Source organism: Enhydrobacter aerosaccus, assembly GCF_900167455.1.
GTDB lineage: Bacteria > Pseudomonadota > Alphaproteobacteria > Reyranellales > Reyranellaceae > Reyranella > Reyranella aerosaccus.
The window spans coordinates 155,625-172,873 of record NZ_FUWJ01000008.1; the positions used below are offsets into that span (position 1 = coordinate 155,625).

Below are 17,249 nucleotides of genomic sequence, written 5' to 3' on the forward strand. Positions count from 1 at the left end.
GTGATCGCTTCAGGATGTCGGCCCAGATCAGCGACGACGTCACGGATATTCGTCGACTATGAGCTTCTGAATCGAGCCCTCTAGCGTCGGGCACTTGAAGGCCCACGAGAGCGGACTCCCTTTTGCTGGCGGGAACTCGCGTCTGAAGCAGTGCAAACCGGCACCACTTCATTCTGGCCCTTTGCCTCCCGGCTGTTGGCGCGCATCTGTGCCGCTTGTCGGAGGTCATGTTGCGTTCGTGCCAACTTCCGAGGGCATTGGCTCCATCGCCATTTGCGCTAGAACCATGCACGGAGGCCTACCGTGAACCGAATCTGTTGGGTCGAGCCGCCGGCTGCGCTGACATAGTCGGCAGTCGCGCCGTATTGGCCCAAATAGGTAATGCCGACATAGGGCGCGAACTCGCGCGTAATCTCGTAGCGCAGGCGCAGCCCCGCGTCGAGTTCCGACAGGCCGGCGCCAACCAATCGCGCTGGATCATCCTTGGTGTAGAAATTCATTTCGAGTTGCGGCTGCAGGATGAGGCGTTGCGTGATCAACAGGTCGTAGCTGGCCTCCAGCCTGGCCGCGAGATGGCCTTCGCCGCTGACGTAGCCTATGGCCGAGACCTTGAAGAACTGGGGCGCCAGCCCCTGGATGCCGATCGCGCCCCAGCCGCGGCTCGGCGCGGAGTCCAGATCGTATCGGATGCCGACGAGAGCGTCGAAGTAAGTGGTGATCGCCCGGCCGTAGAGGAGCTGCTGGATACCGTCATCCAGTTCGTTGTTGGTGAACCTTCCTTCGCTGAGCAGCCATACCCGGTTCTCGTCCGTGCCCAGCCACCCTTGCGCTGACCACCGGAAGGTGTTGCCTTCGGCGAAGCCGAACCGCCCTTCGAGCTGGTCGAACAACAGATGGGCAAAGATGGCCTGATCCAACATCTTCGGCATGCTGTGCGGCTGTCCCTGGTCGGCGGCAGGTGTCTGCTGGGCGTGGGCGCCGCCCGCGAAAATGGCGACCATAAGAGCAGCGCAGAGAGCGGCGACGAGCTTCTTCATGATATGCGCACCTCGCGCATCATGCCGAGCTCCATGTGGTAGAGGAGGTGGCAGTGGAAGGCCCACCGGCCAGGCTCGTCGGCGCTCACCAGGAAGCTCAGCTTCTCGCCAGGCTTGACCAGGATGGTGTGCTTGTAGGGGCGATAGTCGCTCTGCCCGTTCTCCAGCTCGCTCCACACGCCATGCAGGTGCATGGGATGATCCATCATCGTGTCGTTGATCAAGGTGAAGCGCACGCGCTCGCCGAGCTTCAGCATGATCGGCGCGGCATCCGAGAACTTGATGCCGTCGAGGCTCCACATGAAGCGTTCCATGTTGCCCGTCAGGTGCAGCACGATCTCGCGCGTCGGTGGCCGCAGATCGTTGCCGCGTTTGGCGTTGCGCAGATCGCTGAGCAGCAGCACACGGCGGCCGTTACCGTCGAGACCATCTCCGGCTTCTGAGAGACGCGACTTCGGCGCCATCGCGACATTGTCGACGCCGACCCGGCCTTCAAGCTGGGACGCGGTATTTGCCGCCGACATATCAACCATCGATCCCTGGCTCGGCATTGCGCTGCCCGCGCCCGGCATGCCTCCGTGCGCGCTGTGGTCCTGCGGGGTGACAGCGTTTGGTCCCGGCTCCATGCCCGGCATCGAGTGCTGCATTCCAGGCATCGCAGCTTGGTTCCCCGCCGGCATAGTGTGGCCGGCGTGAGGGTTACTCGATGCCGCCGGCACCGCATCACTGGGTGCCGTTCCACCATGCGCGCCGTGCCCAGCCGCACCGTGCTCCATTCCCATGTCGGCCATCGTGCGCATAGGCCGAGGGTCCATCGGCGGTACTGCCGCGCTCATGCCCGACCGTGGGGCCAAGGTGCCGCGGGCGTAGCCCGTGCGATCCTGGGCTTGGGCGAAGATCGTGTAGGCTTGCGCCTCGCGCGGCTCAACGATCACGTCGTACGTCTCGCCCGGACCGATGCGGAATTCATCGACTGTCACCGGCACGATGTCGTTGCCGTCGGTCTGTACCACCGTCATCGGCAAGCCGGGGACGCGCACGTCGAAGATGCTCATGGTCCCGGCGTCGATGAAGCGCAGCCGCACGCGCTCGCCCGGGTGAAACAGCGCCGTCCAGTTGGCGGCTGGCGGCCGGCCGTTCATGAGATAGGTGTAGGTGGCACCCGACACGTCGAGGATATCGGTGGGGGCCATGCGCATATTGCCCCACATCAACCGATCCGACACCGTTGCACCGAGACCGCTGCGGCGGATGTCGTCGATAAACGTCCCCAATGTCCGCTGGCCATAGTTGTAATAGGTGCTCTGGAACTTGAGGTTGCTGATGATTGCAAGCGGGCTCTCGTCGCTCCAGTCCGACAGCACGACGACATAGTCGCGATCGAAGCGTTGCGCGAAGCCTCCCTTGGGCTCGATAACCAGCGAGCCATAGACGCCGGTCTGCTCCTCAGGGCCATGCGCGTGATACCAGTAGGTGCCACTCTGGCGGAGCGCGTACCGATACACGAAGGTCTCACCCGGGGCGATGCCGTTGAAGCTGAAGCCCGGCACACCGTCCATGGGGGACGGAATGCGCAACCCATGCCAATGGATCGATGTCGTGAAGGCCAGCCGATTAGTAACAGCGAGTGTGACCGTATCACCCTCGCGAAAGCGCAGCGTGGGTCCCGGAACCTGCCCGTTGATGGCGGTGGCGGTCATCGTCCGACCGGTGACGTTGAAGCGCAGAGGTGCAATTTCGAGCTGGAATTCGGTACCGCTCAGCACCGAGGGCGACGCGGCCGACGCGCTCCAAGGAGGCAGCGCCGTGGCAGCGCCCGCAGCCGCAATGCCCTGGACGAAACGACGACGGCCGACAGGTGGCTTGGAAGGATGGCCTGCCATCAGTGCCCACCCCCAGCTGTCACTGATTGGATGACGTACATGCCGTCAGGACTCCGATCCATCATGAAGTTGACGCGCGCCCCGGGTTTCAGCGCGCTCAAATCGACAGAGGGAGCCACAGCGAAGTCCATGGTCATGGCCGGCCAGCCGATCGCCGGAATCGCATTGTGGCTCAGATTGACCTTGCGGCTCGCGGGATCGACCGCGTTGACCGTGCCGGTGCCCTGGACGTGTGCCGCTTGTGCCATTTGTGGGGCGGCGGCCGGCGAAGGGGTCACGCTCGGCGTTGCACCATGGCCCATCTTGCTGTGATCCATGGTGCTCTGGCCAGCCGTCGTGATTGACGCGTTGGCCATCGTTGAAGTGGCCTGGTGGGACATCCCAGTCATCGACGTATGAGCCGCGGAGGCGGCTTGTACCATGCCATATCCCTCGCCCTCGCCCGCCGATCCAACGATGTGGGGAATGCGCGACGAGGCTCCTAGATCGACTGTCGGGGGTGCATTGTCAGATCCCGCTGTCAGAGCGACCGGGCTGGTGCTGGCACAAGCCGTTGCCAGGAGCAGGAGAGTGGCCGCTGACGGCGCGAGGAAGCAACTGATTCTCATAGGACTTTTACCAACGGTCCGGACGTCTGTGTCCAAGCAAGTGTTAAGCCCTCTCCTCTGCTGATGGGAGGTGCTACCCGGCGATTGGCAAGTCGATCCCATGGCGTCCCTTCGAAAGGTCCAGAGCGTATCGACATCGATGCGAAGCTCCTATTCAGCTGAAATCACATCATCGAAAAACATCGCCACAGTCATGCGTTCTCATCATGGGAAACGTAACCGCAGGCGTCGCAACGACCACAGGCGGGGAAACCCCCGACCGTAGTCTTGAGAAAGAACTTCCCCGTCCAAGGAACATCATCTGGCACAGTCGTAAGCGGCAAAGCTCATCCTCCAGCGATGCCGCCAAACCGCATCACTTTGTAAAACATTGGAACAAAGAAGCCGTGCACGCTGTCCAATTTGGGACTCCTCTCCACGTCGCATATTGGGGAATGCTACGCTGGATTGGTTGGAGCAGGAGCGCCGACACGAATGGCCGATCCGACACAGTTTCGCTGGTCTTTTCGTGCGTCCGCTGGCTTGAGGGGCTTGGCTGCATCCGCACTTGCTGATCCACCTCATGGCTGTCACGCTGAGAGGAAAGGTGTTCTCTTGTCGGGTTTTACGATGTCGGGTTCGGACCGCGGCCTGATGACAAGGTCGGTCGGCCACCGCTCAGATGTCCCTTGCCCTAATCGGTGGTGGCCCGTGGACTACCCGTGACATGGCTGAGCTCGGGTCCGTTATACGTGGACGCCCGGTAGAGCAGTTTTGGCGAGCGGCACGGGGATTCTGGCGTGGCAACACACGTTGGTATGCTTGGGGACTGATCGCGTTCCTGGTTGTCTGCGTGATCCTTCAGTTGCTGGTGCAATATCGGCTGAATCTCTGGAATCGAGATTTCTTCAACGCTCTTGGTCGGCGTGACGGCAGCGAAATCTGGCAACAGGCTCGCGCAGTGTTGAGCTTGGTCGCCCAAAGTGTCGTTCTGGCGATCGCTGCTGTCTGGGGCCGCATGAGTTTTCAGCGCCGGTGGCGCGCTTGGCTGACCTCACGGCTGATCTTGAACTGGTTTTCTGTGGGCGGCGAGGGTGATGACAAGGCCGGTGAGAGCGAGCCGCAATTCATCGAATACCGCATCGCCGACGATGCCCGGATTGCCACGGATGCCCCGATCGATTTTGCCGTCGGGCTTCTTGCCTCCGTGCTGACTGCGGGCACGTTCGCAGCGGTCCTATGGAATGTCGGCGGCTCCCTCAGCCTCGCCCCTTTTGGCATTGAGGCGCAGGTGCCAGGTTATTTGGTCCTCGCAGCGGTGCTGTACGCTGCCTCGACAACGACGGCAATGATGGTAATCGGCGGCAATATGGCTTCCGTCATCGAACGGAAAAGCCAAGCCGAGTCCGAGTTCAAGTTTGCGGTTGCGCGCTTGCGTGAGAATTTGATGAGCCGTCGGGGGCCAGCGACCAGCAGTCCCGACAAGGCCTTGGTGGTGCCCCGTCGAGACAAGCCTGAAGCAGGTCATTTCCCAATGGCGTCGCCTCTGCGGTCAGCACATGCGGACCACCCTTGTATCCCATGGCAACTCCCTCCTGGCGCCGTTGATGGGACTTCTCCTTTGTGTACCGAACTACGTCCATGGGCCCATGCAGCTGGGCGAGATGACCCAATCGGCGGGCGCTTTCGTTGCCGTGCAGGGAGCATTCAATTGGTTGGTGGACAATTATCCTCGACTGGCGGACTGGGTGTCGTCTGCCGGCCGGGTCGGCGTCCTCTTGGCAAGTCTCGAAGATGCGCACCCTGCTATCGAACGAGTTCCCACTCAGCAGCAGAAGCAGAGGGAATATCCAGCCTGATCTTCTTGTACTCACATTCGCCAGAGGGTTTGGCGCAGCGATCGGCAACTTGGCAGGGGCAGCTCTTCAGACTCCGGTGCTCGGTACGGGGCCTCTCCTGATAGTGACTTGGCCGCCGACCACCGCAGCAACACGCGTCCTGCTGGCTGCGTCGATGCATCTCGATCAACGCCTTTCCCTACCAGCACGTGGCTGTCGAAAGAGCACATCACACCAGGGAGGACTCGCTTGAGTACTGCCGAGCCATTTGGAGAAGGCGAGGTCCCCCCGATGGTGGCCGCGATCCTGAACGAAGTAATTGCAGGGCTGCACACGCTGGTGACGACGGGCCAGCCGACGACAATCGATCTGCGGCGCTTGCCGCTGCTTCCGTACGATTTGCAACGCCTTCGCGGTATCCTTGGAAAAGGCGAAGTGGCGATCGAGGTAAGTGCTCTCGGCGCAACGCGTATTCAAGAAACCTCGCTGGCAGCCGTATGGTGGATCGACCATTCAAACGACCTTGGTGATCATCTCTGGTCTACAGTCGAGATGGCTTTCGTCCCAACCCTGCTGCCGGCGACCATCGAGGAGGCGAGCGAAGCAGCCGACAAGCTGCAGGCCAAGCTGGAAACCTGGGCACAACCGTATCAGTAACGCTCAGCAGATCCTCGGCAAGGGATCGTGTTCGAGTTCCTCGATCAGGCGTTCACCCAATTCGGTCCTGAGTGTTACATAGCTCTCGGTCGTGATGGAGCCGACGATCGCTGCGTCTGGGCATCCGTGTTGCTGCATCGCCGCCAGTGATCGTTCAGCTGCAGCGGGCGCTACGACAGCGACTAGCCGACCCTCACTGGGAAGGATCAACGGATCAAAGCCAAGTATCTCGCAGACGCCTTTGGCCGCTTCGCTTACGGGAATATTCTGCTCATCCAGTCGAACACCGCAGCCAGTGCCGCGCAGGATATCGTGAGCGACGGTCGCAAGGCCGCCCCGTGTGGGATCCCGCATGAAGCGCAGGCCGGGGACATCTATGAGGGCCATCGCCACTCCGACCAAGCAGCCACAATCCGAGCGCAGATTCCCCGTCAGCCCGAATTCCTGCCGAGCCAGCAGCACCGCTGCGCCGTGGTCGCCGATGGTTCCACTGACCAGCAGCCTGTCGCCCACTCGAATGTGTTCGAGGCCAAGTTTCGGCGTACGTCCCCGCACGCCGACGCCGGCCATGCCGAGATAAAGGCCGCTTCCTTCGCCCTGACGGAGAACCTTCGTATCGCCGGCGACGATCGCGGCGCCGGCAGCATGGGCGGCTCGAGCGGCATCGGCCACCAGTCGATCCAGGAGGCGGATTTCTAAGCCTTCTTCGATGAAGGCGTTCAAGGTGAGGTAGAGTGGCCTCGCGCCCATGACCGCGAGATCGTTCGCGGTGCCGTTTACGGCGAGGCTGCCGATGCTTCCGCCAGGGAATTCCAGCGGCTCGACGATGAAACCGTCGGTCGTCATCACCAACTCGCCGTTCACCGGGCTCAGCGGCGCGGCATCAACCGTGGTGTTCAAATCATCGCCAAAATGGAAGGCAAAGATGCCCTCGACCAGGTCACGAGTCAGACGTCCTCCATTGCCATGGGCCAGACTCACCGTTTGCTGGAGCAGTTCATGGCGTAGCTTGTGAAGATCATTGTCCATTGGCGCCAACGCTTTGTGCCGCCAGCAGGGCCGCCGCCTCGATGATCTGTCCGTAGCTGAGACCGGCATCGTTCATGGGCACGGCGCTCGGCAACAAGACCTCGAAATCCGCCTCGGTAAGCAAATGTGCGGCGCGCTCGGTCAGCCGTTTGTTCTGGAACACGCCACCGACGAGTCCGACCTTGCAGATTGGAGTCGTTCGGCGGATCAGTACCGCCTGGTCGCGAATGGTTTCCGCCAGCCACTCGTGGAAAATGGCGCTGCGCTCGCCGACCGATCGGGAAGCATCTGCCACGATCCCGATCAGCGGCTCCCAATCGGCGATCGTCAGGCTGGCCGGCGTCTGTAGGGCGATCCGTGTCGCGTCGCCGAGATTGGCTTCCGTCTCCAGCCAAATCGCCGCCTGTGCCTCGTACGTCGCCCGACCGGCAAAGCCCAGCATGGCAGCCACCGCGTCGAACAGCCGTCCGACCGACGTCGTGACGGGACAGTTGATGTTGCTTTCCCAGGCCCGTCGCAACAGCCTGGTCTCCACGGCTACGTCGTCCGAATCCAGGCCGGCCTCCCAGCAGAGACCCAGGGCGCAGCGCCAGGGCTCGCGTGCGGCTCGTTCTCCACCAGGCAGTCGAAACGGTCGCAGCGAGGCGACGCGACGCCAATGACCTGGTCCTCCCAGGAAAGCCTCGCCGCCCCACAACGTGTCGTCATCCCCTTTGCCCACGCCGTCCCAGGTGAACACCAACATGCCGGAGGATTGCTTATGTTCTCCCGCCAACGCCGATGCGTGCGCCCGATGATGTTGTACGGCAATCAAGGGTAACCCGCTGCGTCGGGCCCAACGCGTCGAGCTGTAGTCGGGATGCTGGTCGCAAACGATGGCTTGCGGCTGCACGCCGAACAACGTCTGAAGGTCCAGTACCGTATCGACGAACAGTGACTGAGTTCGCAGCGATCCCAGATCGCCAATGTGGGGAGACACCACCGCGCGGTTCGCCCAGGCTAGCGCAACCGTGTTCTTCTTCTGACCACCGACTGCCAGCAATGGGCGGTCCAGCGCGACCGGCAGGTGGAGCTGTAACGGCGCGTTGCCGCGGCCCAGGCGCAACGGCCGCACGTGGCCTGCAATCCGTCGGCAAACCGGATCGTCGGCGGGCCGCCGTATCGGCCGGTTGTGAATCAAGAAGGCGTCCGCGACATCCTTCAAGCGCTCAACGGCTGCGCTCTCGTCGATCTCCACCGGATCCCCGGAGCGATTGCCGCTGGTCGCAACGACCGGACCGCCAAACCCATCGAGCAGCAGCGCATGGAGCGGGCTGTAGGGGAGCAGGAGGCCAATTTCACGCAGCCCCGGCGCTATGGAGGAGGCAAGCGCCTGCGGCCGCTTGGCGGCAATGACCACAGGTCGTACGGGATCGAGCAAGGCGACAGCCTCTTCGTCGGTCAATCGGGCAATTGCCCGCGCTTCGGCCAAACCGTCGGCCCCACGCTCCCTGACCATGACGGCCAACGGCTTGTCCGGCCGTTGCTTACGCCGCCTCAGATGGCGCACCGCGGCCTCGGACCGAGCGTCACAAAACAGATGAAATCCACCGATCCCCTTGACGGCCACAACGCGTCCCTGGCGCAGATGCGCAATGACCGCCCGGAGGGCTTGTTCACCGGTTGATTGGCCAGGGGACATCTTAGGGTCGCCCGGCACTACAAACTGCAGCCTGGGGCCGCAGTCGGTGCAAGCCAGCGGCTGCGCATGATATCGACGATCGTCGGGTCGCTCATACTCCGACTGGCATGCTGCGCACATCGAAAAGGCCGCCATCGCCGTGTTGGGCCTGTCGTACGGCAGAACATCGATGATCGTATATCTCGGGCCGCACTGCGTGCAGTTGATGAACGGATAGCGATATCGCCGGTCGGACGGATCGCGTAGTTCCATCAAGCACGCGGGGCAAGCGGGATAGTCCGGCGGAATCGACGCCATTGCCATCTCGCCTTGAGCGCTGGTGTCGATCGAGAAGCCGGCAAGAGCGGCCCAGTCCAGCCGCTTGCGGGTCACCAGCCGCGGCCGCGCGAAGGCGGGTGCCCTCTCGATTAGCTTGCCGGAGAAAGCGTCAATCGCATCTTCCGCTCCTTCCAGGCGGATCAGTACCCGGGCACCTTCGTTGCGCACCCAGCCGGCCAGATGATGATCCCGAGCCAGTCGCCAGACAAAGGGGCGGAAGCCGACGCCTTGAACGCGCCCTTCGACGAGCAGCAGAACCGACGCGAGAGACCCGACGGTCACGCTAGCTCCATCCGCGGCGCAACAGCTGGAGGAGCTTATCGCGCACAAGCGGAAGCGATCGTTCCACTTCCGGCGAGAGCCCAACTTTGAAGTCCAGGCTCTTGGGTTGGACGCCTATCAGGGCGCGCTCTAACGGCAGCACCTCCTGCAGGCGGGCGACATCCAGAATATCGCGCAACGCTACCTCATGGGCGGTGTGCCGCGCGCCTCCCAGCTGACGGTCCATGTCGATGCCAAGAAAGCAGCGCACCGTGCCCGGTTCTGCCGCCAAGTGTGCCGCGTCGACCACGACGAGACGGTTGCATCGCTCGATATGCGACAACAGTTCGAATACTGCCGTGCCGCCGTCCAGAAGAAGCAGGTCCGCGGGGAAATCGGAAGCGTCCTGGGACCTAAGATAGGCAATCGCGCGAGTCCCCAGGCCATCGTCCGCGTAGGATGAATTGCCGTAACCCAGCACCAGCGTCGAGAGCCGATTCTGCATTGTCAGGCCGCGACGCCAGTACGCCGATGAGGCGCGTGTGTGCGGTTGTGTAGGCCCGAGGTCCACCAGATGTGACAGGCGCCTTCGTCCGACACCATGCACGGTCCGATCGGACGTCGGGGCGTGCAGGCTTTGCCGTAGAGCTTGCAGTTCGTGGGCACCACCTTGCCCAGGACCACACGGGCGCAATCGCAGCCCGGCGGCATTTCTCCTGCGTGTCGACGGGCGGCGTCCTGTGGTGACGCCAGCAGGCTGCGCGCGTCACGGCTTGCAAAAGTTTCTGAAAGGGCAAAGCCGGAGCGGGCAATCGTGCCAATGCCGCGCCAATTCGCATCCACGATCCGCATCGAGTGCGACAACTGCTGCTGCGCCACGCGATTGCCGCCGGGCCGTACGATCGCCGGATAGCAGTTCTTCAAGTGGGCCGTGGTCGCGAGAAGCTGCGTCAGGACGTAGTAGGTGGCGGCCAGCAGGCTTTCCGCCGTGAAGCCCGCCACGGCAATCGGCAGGCCATAGCGTTCCGCCACGAACGACCATTCTTCCGGCCCCATCACCGTGGCGACGTGACCCGGTGCAATCAGGGCATCGAACCCTGGCTTCTCTGAAGCGAGCAGCATGTCGACCGCCGGCCAGGTCAGCCGGCCTGACACCAGGAGGAAAAGATTGTCTGGCACGCCTTGGCACAGCATCGCGGCGACCGGCGCCATCGTGGTCTCAAAGCCAGCGGCGAAGAAGACCACGCGCTTGTCCGGAAGCGCCCGCGCAATCGCCACAGCCTCCCGCGGACTGGCAATCGGCCGGATGTCGGCACCGGCGCCGCGCGCATCACTGAGGCAACGCGGATCGCTTCTGGCGGCGTTGATCGGCACACGCAGCATGTCCCCGAACGCAACGACGACGACATCGCATTCGCGCGCAAGCCGCATGGCGTCGCAAATGTCTTCTTCGGGGCAGACACAAACCGGACAGCCCGGTCCGGGAATGATCCGAATTGTCTCGGGCAGGGCCGCCCGCAACCCGGTGTGAGACAGCGTGCGTTCGTGTCCGCCGCAGACATTGAGAATGCTAACCGGGTGATCCAATGGCAGATCGCGGAGTCGATCCAACCAGACCTTAGCCGTGGCGCTCATGGGCCGACTCTCCTATGACGGTTGCCGGCTTCGCCGCTCGACGATCCAGCCGCTGCCGATCAAGCCAGTCGATCCATGGGTCAAGGCCGCCCTTGCTGCGCACCGAGATGCCGATGACGGGAGAGACACAGCCGATCTCCCGGACTGCCGCTTCCGCCCGGTCGAAACGAAAATCGTCAAAGTGCGGCAGCAAATCGGTCTTGCTGACCAGAATGATGTCGCTGCCCCGGAACATGATCGGATACTTGGCCGGCTTGTCGTCGCCTTCGGGCACCGACAGCAAGGTGACGTTCCGATGCTGGCCAAGGTCGAACGACGCTGGGCAGACGAGGTTCCCTACGTTTTCGATGAAGAGAACATCGAGGCCCTGTAGCGGCATGTCGTGCAAGGCCGCGTGGATCATTTGCGCGTCGAGATGGCAGGCCGTTCCAGTGGTGATCTGCACTGCCGGAACACCATGTCTCCGGATTCGCGCCGCGTCGTTCTCAGTTGCGAGATCTCCCTCGATGACGCCGATGTGCAGTCGACCTTTCAGGGCTTCGATCGTCGCTTCGAGGAGCGCGGTCTTGCCGGACCCCGGTGCCGACATAAGGTTCACAGCGAAGACATTCGCCTCGTCTAGATGCGCCCGATTATGCTTCGCCATCCGATCGTTCTCGGCCATGAGATCGTGGAGCACGGTCAACGACCGGGGCTGACGGCGTGGCGTTGAGTCATCGTGATCATGGCGCGAATCATGCGCCGCGCATCCACAGTCATTGCACATGAGCTTCCTCCGCTGTTTCCAGCTCCAAGCTTTGGAAAATCAGGTCCTTCCCGCTGGCGACACGAACGTCGGCTGTATCGCAGGCCGCGCATCGCATATGACTGAGCCGGCCCGGCGTCTGCCTGCCGCACCGGCGGCATTCGAGAATCAATGGAGCCCTCTCAATGACGAGCTGAGCGTCATTGGCGACCGTGCCTCGCCGGGCGGCAGTGAAGGCCCGTTGCAGCAGCCCCGCCTCCACCCCCGCCAAAGGTCCGATTCGGACGGTCACGGACAGGACCCTGGCCGCGCCGTGCTTTCGGGCAAAGCGAGCGACCTCGTCGAGCAGAGCCTGACATATCGAAAGTTCGTGCACGATACTTGCTTCACTGTCCGGAGAGAGCTTCGTCGATCACTTGCCAAGTTGCCGCTGCGTCCGTGCCGCTGATGACCTGGATTGCATAGCCAACGTGGACAAGTACGTAATCCCCTGCGAGGACCGAGCCCTCTTCCAGCATGAAGAGACTGACATCGCGGGACACGCCACGGACCGAGCACCGGGCGACGAACCCGTTGATCGACTCGACCCGCATCGGGATGGCCAAGCACACGATATCCTCCTTCCCTAGAGGACCTCTAGGATCAATGAGAAGCGTTCATTGGCGACTTTGCGTTGCTGTTCGGTCAGGTCCGGCAGGAGCCGGGTGAAAGCCGTCGCAACGTAGCGAAGCGCCGCAATTCGCGCGGAAAGACGCCGTTCCTGCTGGCGCACCAGGGCTACGGCGTCCAACGGCTCGTTCGAGGGCGTCTGTTCCGTGAATGCCCGGCGGTCCGCCGCTGCTGCTGAACGTACCGATTCGGCAAAGCCAGTCCAATTCGCAGGTTCGGGCTGACCGATTCCGATCTCGTCGCGGAATCGCGTCAATCGGACTTCGACTTCTGCCGGCGCTACTGGTTGCCGGTCGGCAACAGAAGGAGGGGCAGGGGCAGGGCGCGCAGCAGGCATGGGCATGGTATGCGGCTCTGGTGATGCTGCAGATCCCGCTCCCTGCTGGGGGGCTGGCGGGCGTCCGTGCATTGACATCGTGGGCGACCCGGAGAGCTCTCCAGTGCCGCTTGAGGGTGCCGGTTCCGCAGTGGCTGCGGAGGCAGGGGGAGAAGCCCCGGTGCTGCCGCCTGGACAGAAGAAGCTGAAGTCGCCGGTCGCCCTGCCTTTGTCGAACTCGGCCCAGTTCGGCTGAACACGATGGGCAGGAAGACTGTCGAAGGTTCCTGTCTGATGGCACATCGCACAGTGGGACTGGTGAGCCGGCACACGCAGGCGCCCTTGCGAAATGCAGTAGGTGTCGATCAAGTCGCCATAGCCTTGGCTTGGCCTTGCCATCGTTGACACGCCGCCGGCGAGGGCGAGCGTCGTGATCAGCAGCCCGGCCAAGGTCATCTTACGGTCAAGCATGCTGGTGTTCCGCGTACTCGGCATGGCGCCCTAGAGGACCTTGACCTCGACAAGCTCACGTCCGCCCGGGTCGATGACGTGCACGGCGCAGGCCAGGCAAGGGTCGAAGCTGTGGATGGTCCTCAGGATCTCGAGCGGCCGCGTAGCATCGGCGAGACGATGCCCTCGCAGGGCGGCCTCATAGGGGCCATCTTGTCCCCGCGCGTCGCGCGGACCCGCGTTCCAGGTGCTGGGAACGACCGCCTGATAGTTTGCGATCTTGCCTTTCTCGATGGCAACCCAGTGTGCCAGCGCGCCGCGTGGCGCTTCCATGAACCCTGCGCCACGGGCCTGAGGTGGCCACGTTGAGGGATCGAACAGGCTGTCGTCGAACGTGGCTCGATCGCCGGCCGCGATGTTGCGCAGCAGCGCGCTGTGCATGTCCGCGAGCGCATCAGCCAGAATCTTCGTTTCAAGGGTTCGTGAGGCAACGCGGCCCAACGTTGAGAAAAGACCTTCGATCGGCAGATCCAGCCGCTTAAGGCTGCTATCGATGAGTTCTCTCGCCTTGCGATCTCCGGTCGCATAGAGCAGCAGCATGCGCGCCAGCGGGCCGACTTCCATTGGTTTGCCACGCCAACGCGGTGACTTGATCCAGGAATAGGAACGATCGACGTCGAGGTGCTCGTACGGTGGCTGTGGTCCCGTGTAGTTCGGGCGCGTTTCGCCATCGTACGGGTGAAGCGGCTTGTGCTTGCCGACCGAATAATCGTACCAGGAGTGGCTCACGAACTCCTGGACCTGCGCCGGATCTTCGAGATCGACGGGTAGCACCTTCGACAAATCGCGATCGAGAATGGCGCCGCGCGGAAACAACAGGGTCGACGAATTGAATGTATCGGTCCCGCGTGGAAGATCACCATAGCATAGGAAGTTGCCGGTGCCTTCGCCTACCTTGCTCCAATCCTTATAGTAGCTCGCGATCGCCAGGGTGTCGGGTAGGTAGACGTGATCTACGAAGTCACGCATCTTCTCGATAATGACGCCCACCTGCTTCAGGCTTGCAGCAGATACGGCCGTCACCTGCTCGCCCTCGCTGATCGTACAGGGAGCGCCCCCGACCACGAAGTTCGGGTGCGGATTGCGGCCGCCGAAGATGGCGTGAATCTTGACGACCTCGCGTTGCCACGCCAACGCCTCCAGGTAGTGGGCAAAGGCCAGCAGATTGACCTCGGGGGGCAACTTGTACTCGGGGTGACCCCAATAGCCGTTGGTGAAGATCCCGAGCTGGCCACCGTCAACAAAGCGGCGCAGTCGGTCGCGGACAGTCGCGAAATAGTCCGTGCTGTTGTTGGTCCAGGGGCTGAGAGAGCGCTGCAATCGTGACGTTGCACCGGGGTCGGCGCTGGCCGCCGACATCACGTCCACCCAGTCGAGGGCATGAAGATGATAGAAGTGCACCACATGGTCGTGGACGAACTGCGTCGCGATCATGATGTTGCGGATGAGCTGGGCGTTCGGGGGAATCTCGTATCCCAGAGCGAACTCGACGGCGCGCACCGATGCGATGCTGTGAACCACCGTGCACACGCCGCAGAATCGTTGCGTGAACGCCCAGGCATCGCGTGGGTCACGTCCGTTCAGGATCAGTTCGATGCCACGCATCATGGTGCCGGAGCTCGAAGCGCGGGTGATGAACCCGGAGGCATCGGTCTCCGCCTCGATCCTGAGGTGCCCTTCGATGCGGGTCACCGGGTCAACGACGATGCGCGCCATCGAACATTTTCTCCCTCAAGCCGGGCTCGTTTGGCTAGAACGGCTTTGTGTAGAAGCCGCCAGGGCGATCCCAGAAACTCGGCTGCGCACAGCCCAGACAACCGTGGCCGGAATACATTGGAAAGCTGGTCCCTTGGTTCCACTTGATCGTCGTGCAGGCATTGAACGTTAGTGGCCCCTTGCAGCCGAGATCCTTGAGGCACCAGCCCTTGCGAGCGCCTTCGTCGTCAAAGCTGCGCGCGAACTGCTGGCGCTCGAAGAACGGCAAGCGCGTGCAATTGTCGTGAACGGTCTTGCCGAAGAAGATCTTGGGCCGGCGCAGATCGTCGAGGGCGGGAATCGAACCGTAAGTGAGATAGTAGGTGACAAGGCCTGTGATCACTTCGGGCACGGGGGGACAACCAGGAATGTTGACGATTGGAGCCGTCACCTTGCCGGCCGCCACGAGGTCGCCGAGCGCGTCTGCCGCTCCGAAAGCACCGGAAGGATTTGGTGCGGCCGCCCCGATGCCGCCAAAGGCGGCACACGTACCGACCGAGGCAATAACCGCCGCCCCTTGGGCGGCATTGCGGACCAGCGACAGGCCTGCCTTGCCTCCGGTCGTTGACCGCGCGCCCGCATCCTTTCCGGGAATTGAGCCATCGACGATGAGGAAATACTTGCCCCAATTCTGCTCGATCGCCCGATCGCGCGCTGCCTCCGCCGCTGCGCCGGCTGCCGCTTGAAGCACGTGGTGGTAGTCCAACGAGATGGAGTCGAGGATCAGACTCTCCAGAGTTGGCTCGAAGGAGCGGAGCAGCGATTCGCTGCAGCCGGTGCATTCTTGTACCGACAGCCAGATCACGCTTGGCCGGGGCTTGGACGCAAGAGCTTGCGCAATCACTTCCGCGCTTCCCACCGGCAAGGTCAGCACCGAGCTCATGTACCCACAGAACTTCAGGAAGCCGCGCCGTGACACACCTTGGTTTCGCAATTCTTCGTAGAGCGATGGACGGACTCCCATGGCACCGCCTCCTTCCGACTAGCGACGGTCTCTTAGTTGGCTTTTGGCGACACCAATGCGTGAGAAGCGATATCGCGCCCCCAGCTGAGGTTGGGGGATACTGGGGTTTACTTCAGCCAAGGACGCGATATCGCCGGGGGGCCACGGTGCGCTCGCTTGCTACCGAATGCCCATGTGCGGCGCGATGAGTTCGTTGGCGATTTTCTTCTGCTTGTCGTCGAGCGCCGCATAGAGCTTCGCGTAGGCGGGCTTCAACGCCTTCACGCTTTCCAGGCGCACCGTGAGCCAGCGCTCTTGATCATCCAGTCGGTCGGCGGCGGTTGTCGTGGTCCGCTGCGGCTGACCCTTTTGGGCGTCCTCGACGCGCTTTGCATTCGTGCGCATAACGGTCGCAAACTCTGTCCATGTCGGCATCTGCGGTTCCGTGATCTTCAGCTCAGCATGAAGGTAGGCGATGCGACCGTCGATGTGGTCCGTGGGCAGATCCATCATGCGGGTTTGCATCATCATCTGCATCATCTGGGGGCCCATCATGGCTCCGGGTCCCATTGGTCCCGCCACTTGACCCTGCACGCCAGGACCTTGCATCGCTCCGCACTGTCCGCCAGAGCAATCACCGGGTGTCTGCATGTTCTGCATGCCCGAGCCACCCATGTTGTGGCCTTCCATGCCCATGCTCTTTCCCTGGCTCTGCATGCCCTGGCCTTGCATGCCTTGGCCCTTCATACCCTGACCCTTCATGCCCTTATCGTCGTCCATCATCTGCGCAACGACGATCTTTGTCGGATCGAGGGTCTGCGAAGAACCGATCGCCGGGGCAAGTACGATGGTCGCCATCGTCGCTAGGCTTGCAGCAGATAAGAAGTTCATACGTGTCATGGGAGTTCCTTTCTTCTGAAGCCAGTTTGTCAGCTACGTGGTTGCCTGCTCTTTTGCAGTGGCGCGGAACGCGGGGCAGTCGGGCGTCCTCTAAGTTGAGGCAATGCCGTTCGTGGCCAGCGACGTAGCAATATGCGTTTGAGCGGTTCCGGGCGGTCAGCGTGCTTTCACGTCAATCCCCTCTAGAGCCAGCCTTCTGGCCGTGCCGTGTCTCGTTGCGATGCATTTGAAAGTATTCGGCCAATGAGGCTGATCACGCTGTCCCATTTGGGACACGTGCGCGAATTCTGCCGCGGGCTCGTACAAGGGGCATGCGCCAAAGCAATAGGCCCCGTTTCTGCGCCGGACATCTCAGGGGCCGAGGCTATTGCGGTGGGAGTGAACTCGCCAAGCTTGATGCCCTAAGCGATCGCGACAGTCCCAGGTCGAGCAGATTGAGGGGGCGCCATTGAGGGCCCGGCAGGCGGCAGATCACGCTAGAAATC

Annotated in this window: 17 protein-coding genes; 3 read left to right on the forward strand and 14 right to left on the reverse strand. The window is 62.4% G+C overall.

Annotated features, from left to right (window positions below):
- Positions 1–278: 278 nt before the first annotated feature.
- Genes B5D62_RS23660 through B5D62_RS34065 form a run of 3 tightly spaced genes read right to left on the reverse strand, consistent with a single transcriptional unit; the run spans position 279 to position 3,300 of the window.
- Positions 279–1,037, reverse strand: coding sequence for a copper resistance protein B (locus B5D62_RS23660; RefSeq protein ID WP_085936507.1), 759 nt, complete (start codon positions 1,035–1,037; stop codon positions 279–281).
- Complete coding sequence (locus B5D62_RS23665; RefSeq protein WP_085936508.1) at positions 1,034–2,920, reverse strand: copper resistance system multicopper oxidase; 1,887 nt, start codon at positions 2,918–2,920, stop codon at positions 1,034–1,036. Before B5D62_RS23665 ends, B5D62_RS23660 begins: the two co-directional genes overlap by 4 nt.
- A complete protein-coding gene (locus B5D62_RS34065) occupies positions 2,920–3,300 on the reverse strand; it encodes a copper-binding protein (protein ID WP_231714917.1) in 381 nt (126 codons plus the stop codon). The genes B5D62_RS23665 and B5D62_RS34065 overlap by 1 nt, the downstream gene beginning before the upstream one ends.
- A 1,060-nt stretch (positions 3,301–4,360) precedes the next feature.
- On the opposite strand from B5D62_RS34065, the gene B5D62_RS23675 reads away from it, so the two are divergent.
- Together B5D62_RS23675 and B5D62_RS23680 are read left to right on the forward strand one after the other, a co-directional pair.
- Entirely contained in the window at positions 4,361–5,467 is a 1,107-nt protein-coding gene (locus B5D62_RS23675) for an ABC transporter family protein (RefSeq protein WP_231714918.1), read from the forward strand.
- 169 nt (positions 5,468–5,636) lie between these two features.
- Positions 5,637–6,002 carry a hydrogenase expression/formation C-terminal domain-containing protein gene (locus B5D62_RS23680; protein WP_085936509.1) on the forward strand — a complete coding sequence of 122 codons (366 nt, stop codon included), beginning with the start codon at positions 5,637–5,639 and terminating at the stop codon, positions 6,000–6,002.
- A gap of 3 nt (positions 6,003–6,005) precedes the next feature.
- Here B5D62_RS23680 and hypE read toward each other — a convergent pair whose 3' ends face one another.
- Genes hypE through B5D62_RS33490 form a run of 8 tightly spaced genes read right to left on the reverse strand, consistent with a single transcriptional unit; the run spans position 6,006 to position 12,596 of the window.
- Positions 6,006–7,031 carry a hydrogenase expression/formation protein HypE gene (gene hypE / locus B5D62_RS23685; protein ID WP_085936510.1) on the reverse strand — a complete coding sequence of 342 codons (1,026 nt, stop codon included), beginning with the start codon at positions 7,029–7,031 and terminating at the stop codon, positions 6,006–6,008.
- Complete coding sequence (gene hypF / locus B5D62_RS23690; RefSeq protein WP_085936511.1) at positions 7,021–9,312, reverse strand: carbamoyltransferase HypF; 2,292 nt, start codon at positions 9,310–9,312, stop codon at positions 7,021–7,023. Before hypF ends, hypE begins: the two co-directional genes overlap by 11 nt.
- A gap of 1 nt (position 9,313) precedes the next feature.
- The gene (locus tag B5D62_RS23695; RefSeq protein ID WP_085936512.1) at positions 9,314–9,796 is read right to left on the reverse strand and encodes a hydrogenase maturation protease; all 483 of its coding nucleotides are present in this window, start codon (positions 9,794–9,796) and stop codon (positions 9,314–9,316) included.
- A gap of 2 nt (positions 9,797–9,798) precedes the next feature.
- Entirely contained in the window at positions 9,799–10,926 is a 1,128-nt protein-coding gene (gene hypD / locus B5D62_RS23700) for a hydrogenase formation protein HypD (RefSeq protein WP_085936513.1), read from the reverse strand.
- Positions 10,910–11,692 carry a hydrogenase nickel incorporation protein HypB gene (gene hypB, locus B5D62_RS23705; protein ID WP_085936514.1) on the reverse strand — a complete coding sequence of 261 codons (783 nt, stop codon included), beginning with the start codon at positions 11,690–11,692 and terminating at the stop codon, positions 10,910–10,912. The genes hypD and hypB overlap by 17 nt, the downstream gene beginning before the upstream one ends.
- Positions 11,682–12,047, reverse strand: coding sequence for a hydrogenase maturation nickel metallochaperone HypA (hypA, locus tag B5D62_RS34405; protein ID WP_170921092.1), 366 nt, complete (start codon positions 12,045–12,047; stop codon positions 11,682–11,684). The genes hypB and hypA overlap by 11 nt, the downstream gene beginning before the upstream one ends.
- Positions 12,048–12,057: 10 nt before the next feature.
- A complete protein-coding gene (locus tag B5D62_RS23715; RefSeq protein WP_085936516.1) occupies positions 12,058–12,282 on the reverse strand; it encodes a HypC/HybG/HupF family hydrogenase formation chaperone in 225 nt (74 codons plus the stop codon).
- A gap of 14 nt (positions 12,283–12,296) precedes the next feature.
- Entirely contained in the window at positions 12,297–12,596 is a 300-nt protein-coding gene (locus tag B5D62_RS33490) for a Spy/CpxP family protein refolding chaperone (protein ID WP_085936517.1), read from the reverse strand.
- 184 nt (positions 12,597–12,780) lie between these two features.
- On the opposite strand from B5D62_RS33490, the gene B5D62_RS34205 reads away from it, so the two are divergent.
- Entirely contained in the window at positions 12,781–12,912 is a 132-nt protein-coding gene (locus B5D62_RS34205) for a hypothetical protein (protein WP_269435121.1), read from the forward strand.
- Between the two features lie 245 nt (positions 12,913–13,157).
- On the opposite strand, the gene B5D62_RS23725 is transcribed toward B5D62_RS34205, so the two are convergent.
- From B5D62_RS23725 to B5D62_RS23735, 3 genes are all read right to left on the reverse strand, one after another.
- Positions 13,158–14,882 carry a nickel-dependent hydrogenase large subunit gene (locus B5D62_RS23725; RefSeq protein ID WP_085936518.1) on the reverse strand — a complete coding sequence of 575 codons (1,725 nt, stop codon included), beginning with the start codon at positions 14,880–14,882 and terminating at the stop codon, positions 13,158–13,160.
- Between the two features lie 34 nt (positions 14,883–14,916).
- The gene (locus tag B5D62_RS23730) at positions 14,917–15,885 is read right to left on the reverse strand and encodes a hydrogenase small subunit (protein ID WP_085936519.1); all 969 of its coding nucleotides are present in this window, start codon (positions 15,883–15,885) and stop codon (positions 14,917–14,919) included.
- A 159-nt stretch (positions 15,886–16,044) separates the two neighbouring features.
- A complete protein-coding gene (locus tag B5D62_RS23735; RefSeq protein ID WP_085936520.1) occupies positions 16,045–16,764 on the reverse strand; it encodes a Spy/CpxP family protein refolding chaperone in 720 nt (239 codons plus the stop codon).
- Positions 16,765–17,249 lie beyond the last annotated feature (485 nt).

Bases quoted from the DNA above. Each gene is read 5' to 3' on its own strand.
- B5D62_RS23660 (WP_085936507.1), bottom strand. From the start codon at position 1,037: ATGAAGAAGCTCGTCGCCGCTCTCTGCGCTGCTCTTATGGTCGCCATT.
- B5D62_RS23665 (WP_085936508.1), bottom strand. From the start codon at position 2,920: ATGGCAGGCCATCCTTCCAAGCCACCTGTCGGCCGTCGTCGTTTCGTC.
- B5D62_RS34065 (WP_231714917.1), bottom strand. From the start codon at position 3,300: ATGTCCCACCAGGCCACTTCAACGATGGCCAACGCGTCAATCACGACG.
- B5D62_RS23680 (WP_085936509.1), top strand. From the start codon at position 5,637: ATGGTGGCCGCGATCCTGAACGAAGTAATTGCAGGGCTGCACACGCTG.
- hypE (WP_085936510.1), bottom strand. From the start codon at position 7,031: ATGGACAATGATCTTCACAAGCTACGCCATGAACTGCTCCAGCAAACG.
- B5D62_RS23695 (WP_085936512.1), bottom strand. From the start codon at position 9,796: ATGCAGAATCGGCTCTCGACGCTGGTGCTGGGTTACGGCAATTCATCC.
- hypD (WP_085936513.1), bottom strand. From the start codon at position 10,926: ATGAGCGCCACGGCTAAGGTCTGGTTGGATCGACTCCGCGATCTGCCA.
- hypB (WP_085936514.1), bottom strand. From the start codon at position 11,692: ATGTGCAATGACTGTGGATGCGCGGCGCATGATTCGCGCCATGATCAC.
- B5D62_RS23725 (WP_085936518.1), bottom strand. From the start codon at position 14,882: ATGGCGCGCATCGTCGTTGACCCGGTGACCCGCATCGAAGGGCACCTC.
- B5D62_RS23730 (WP_085936519.1), bottom strand. From the start codon at position 15,885: ATGGGAGTCCGTCCATCGCTCTACGAAGAATTGCGAAACCAAGGTGTG.
- B5D62_RS23735 (WP_085936520.1), bottom strand. From the start codon at position 16,764: ATGACACGTATGAACTTCTTATCTGCTGCAAGCCTAGCGACGATGGCG.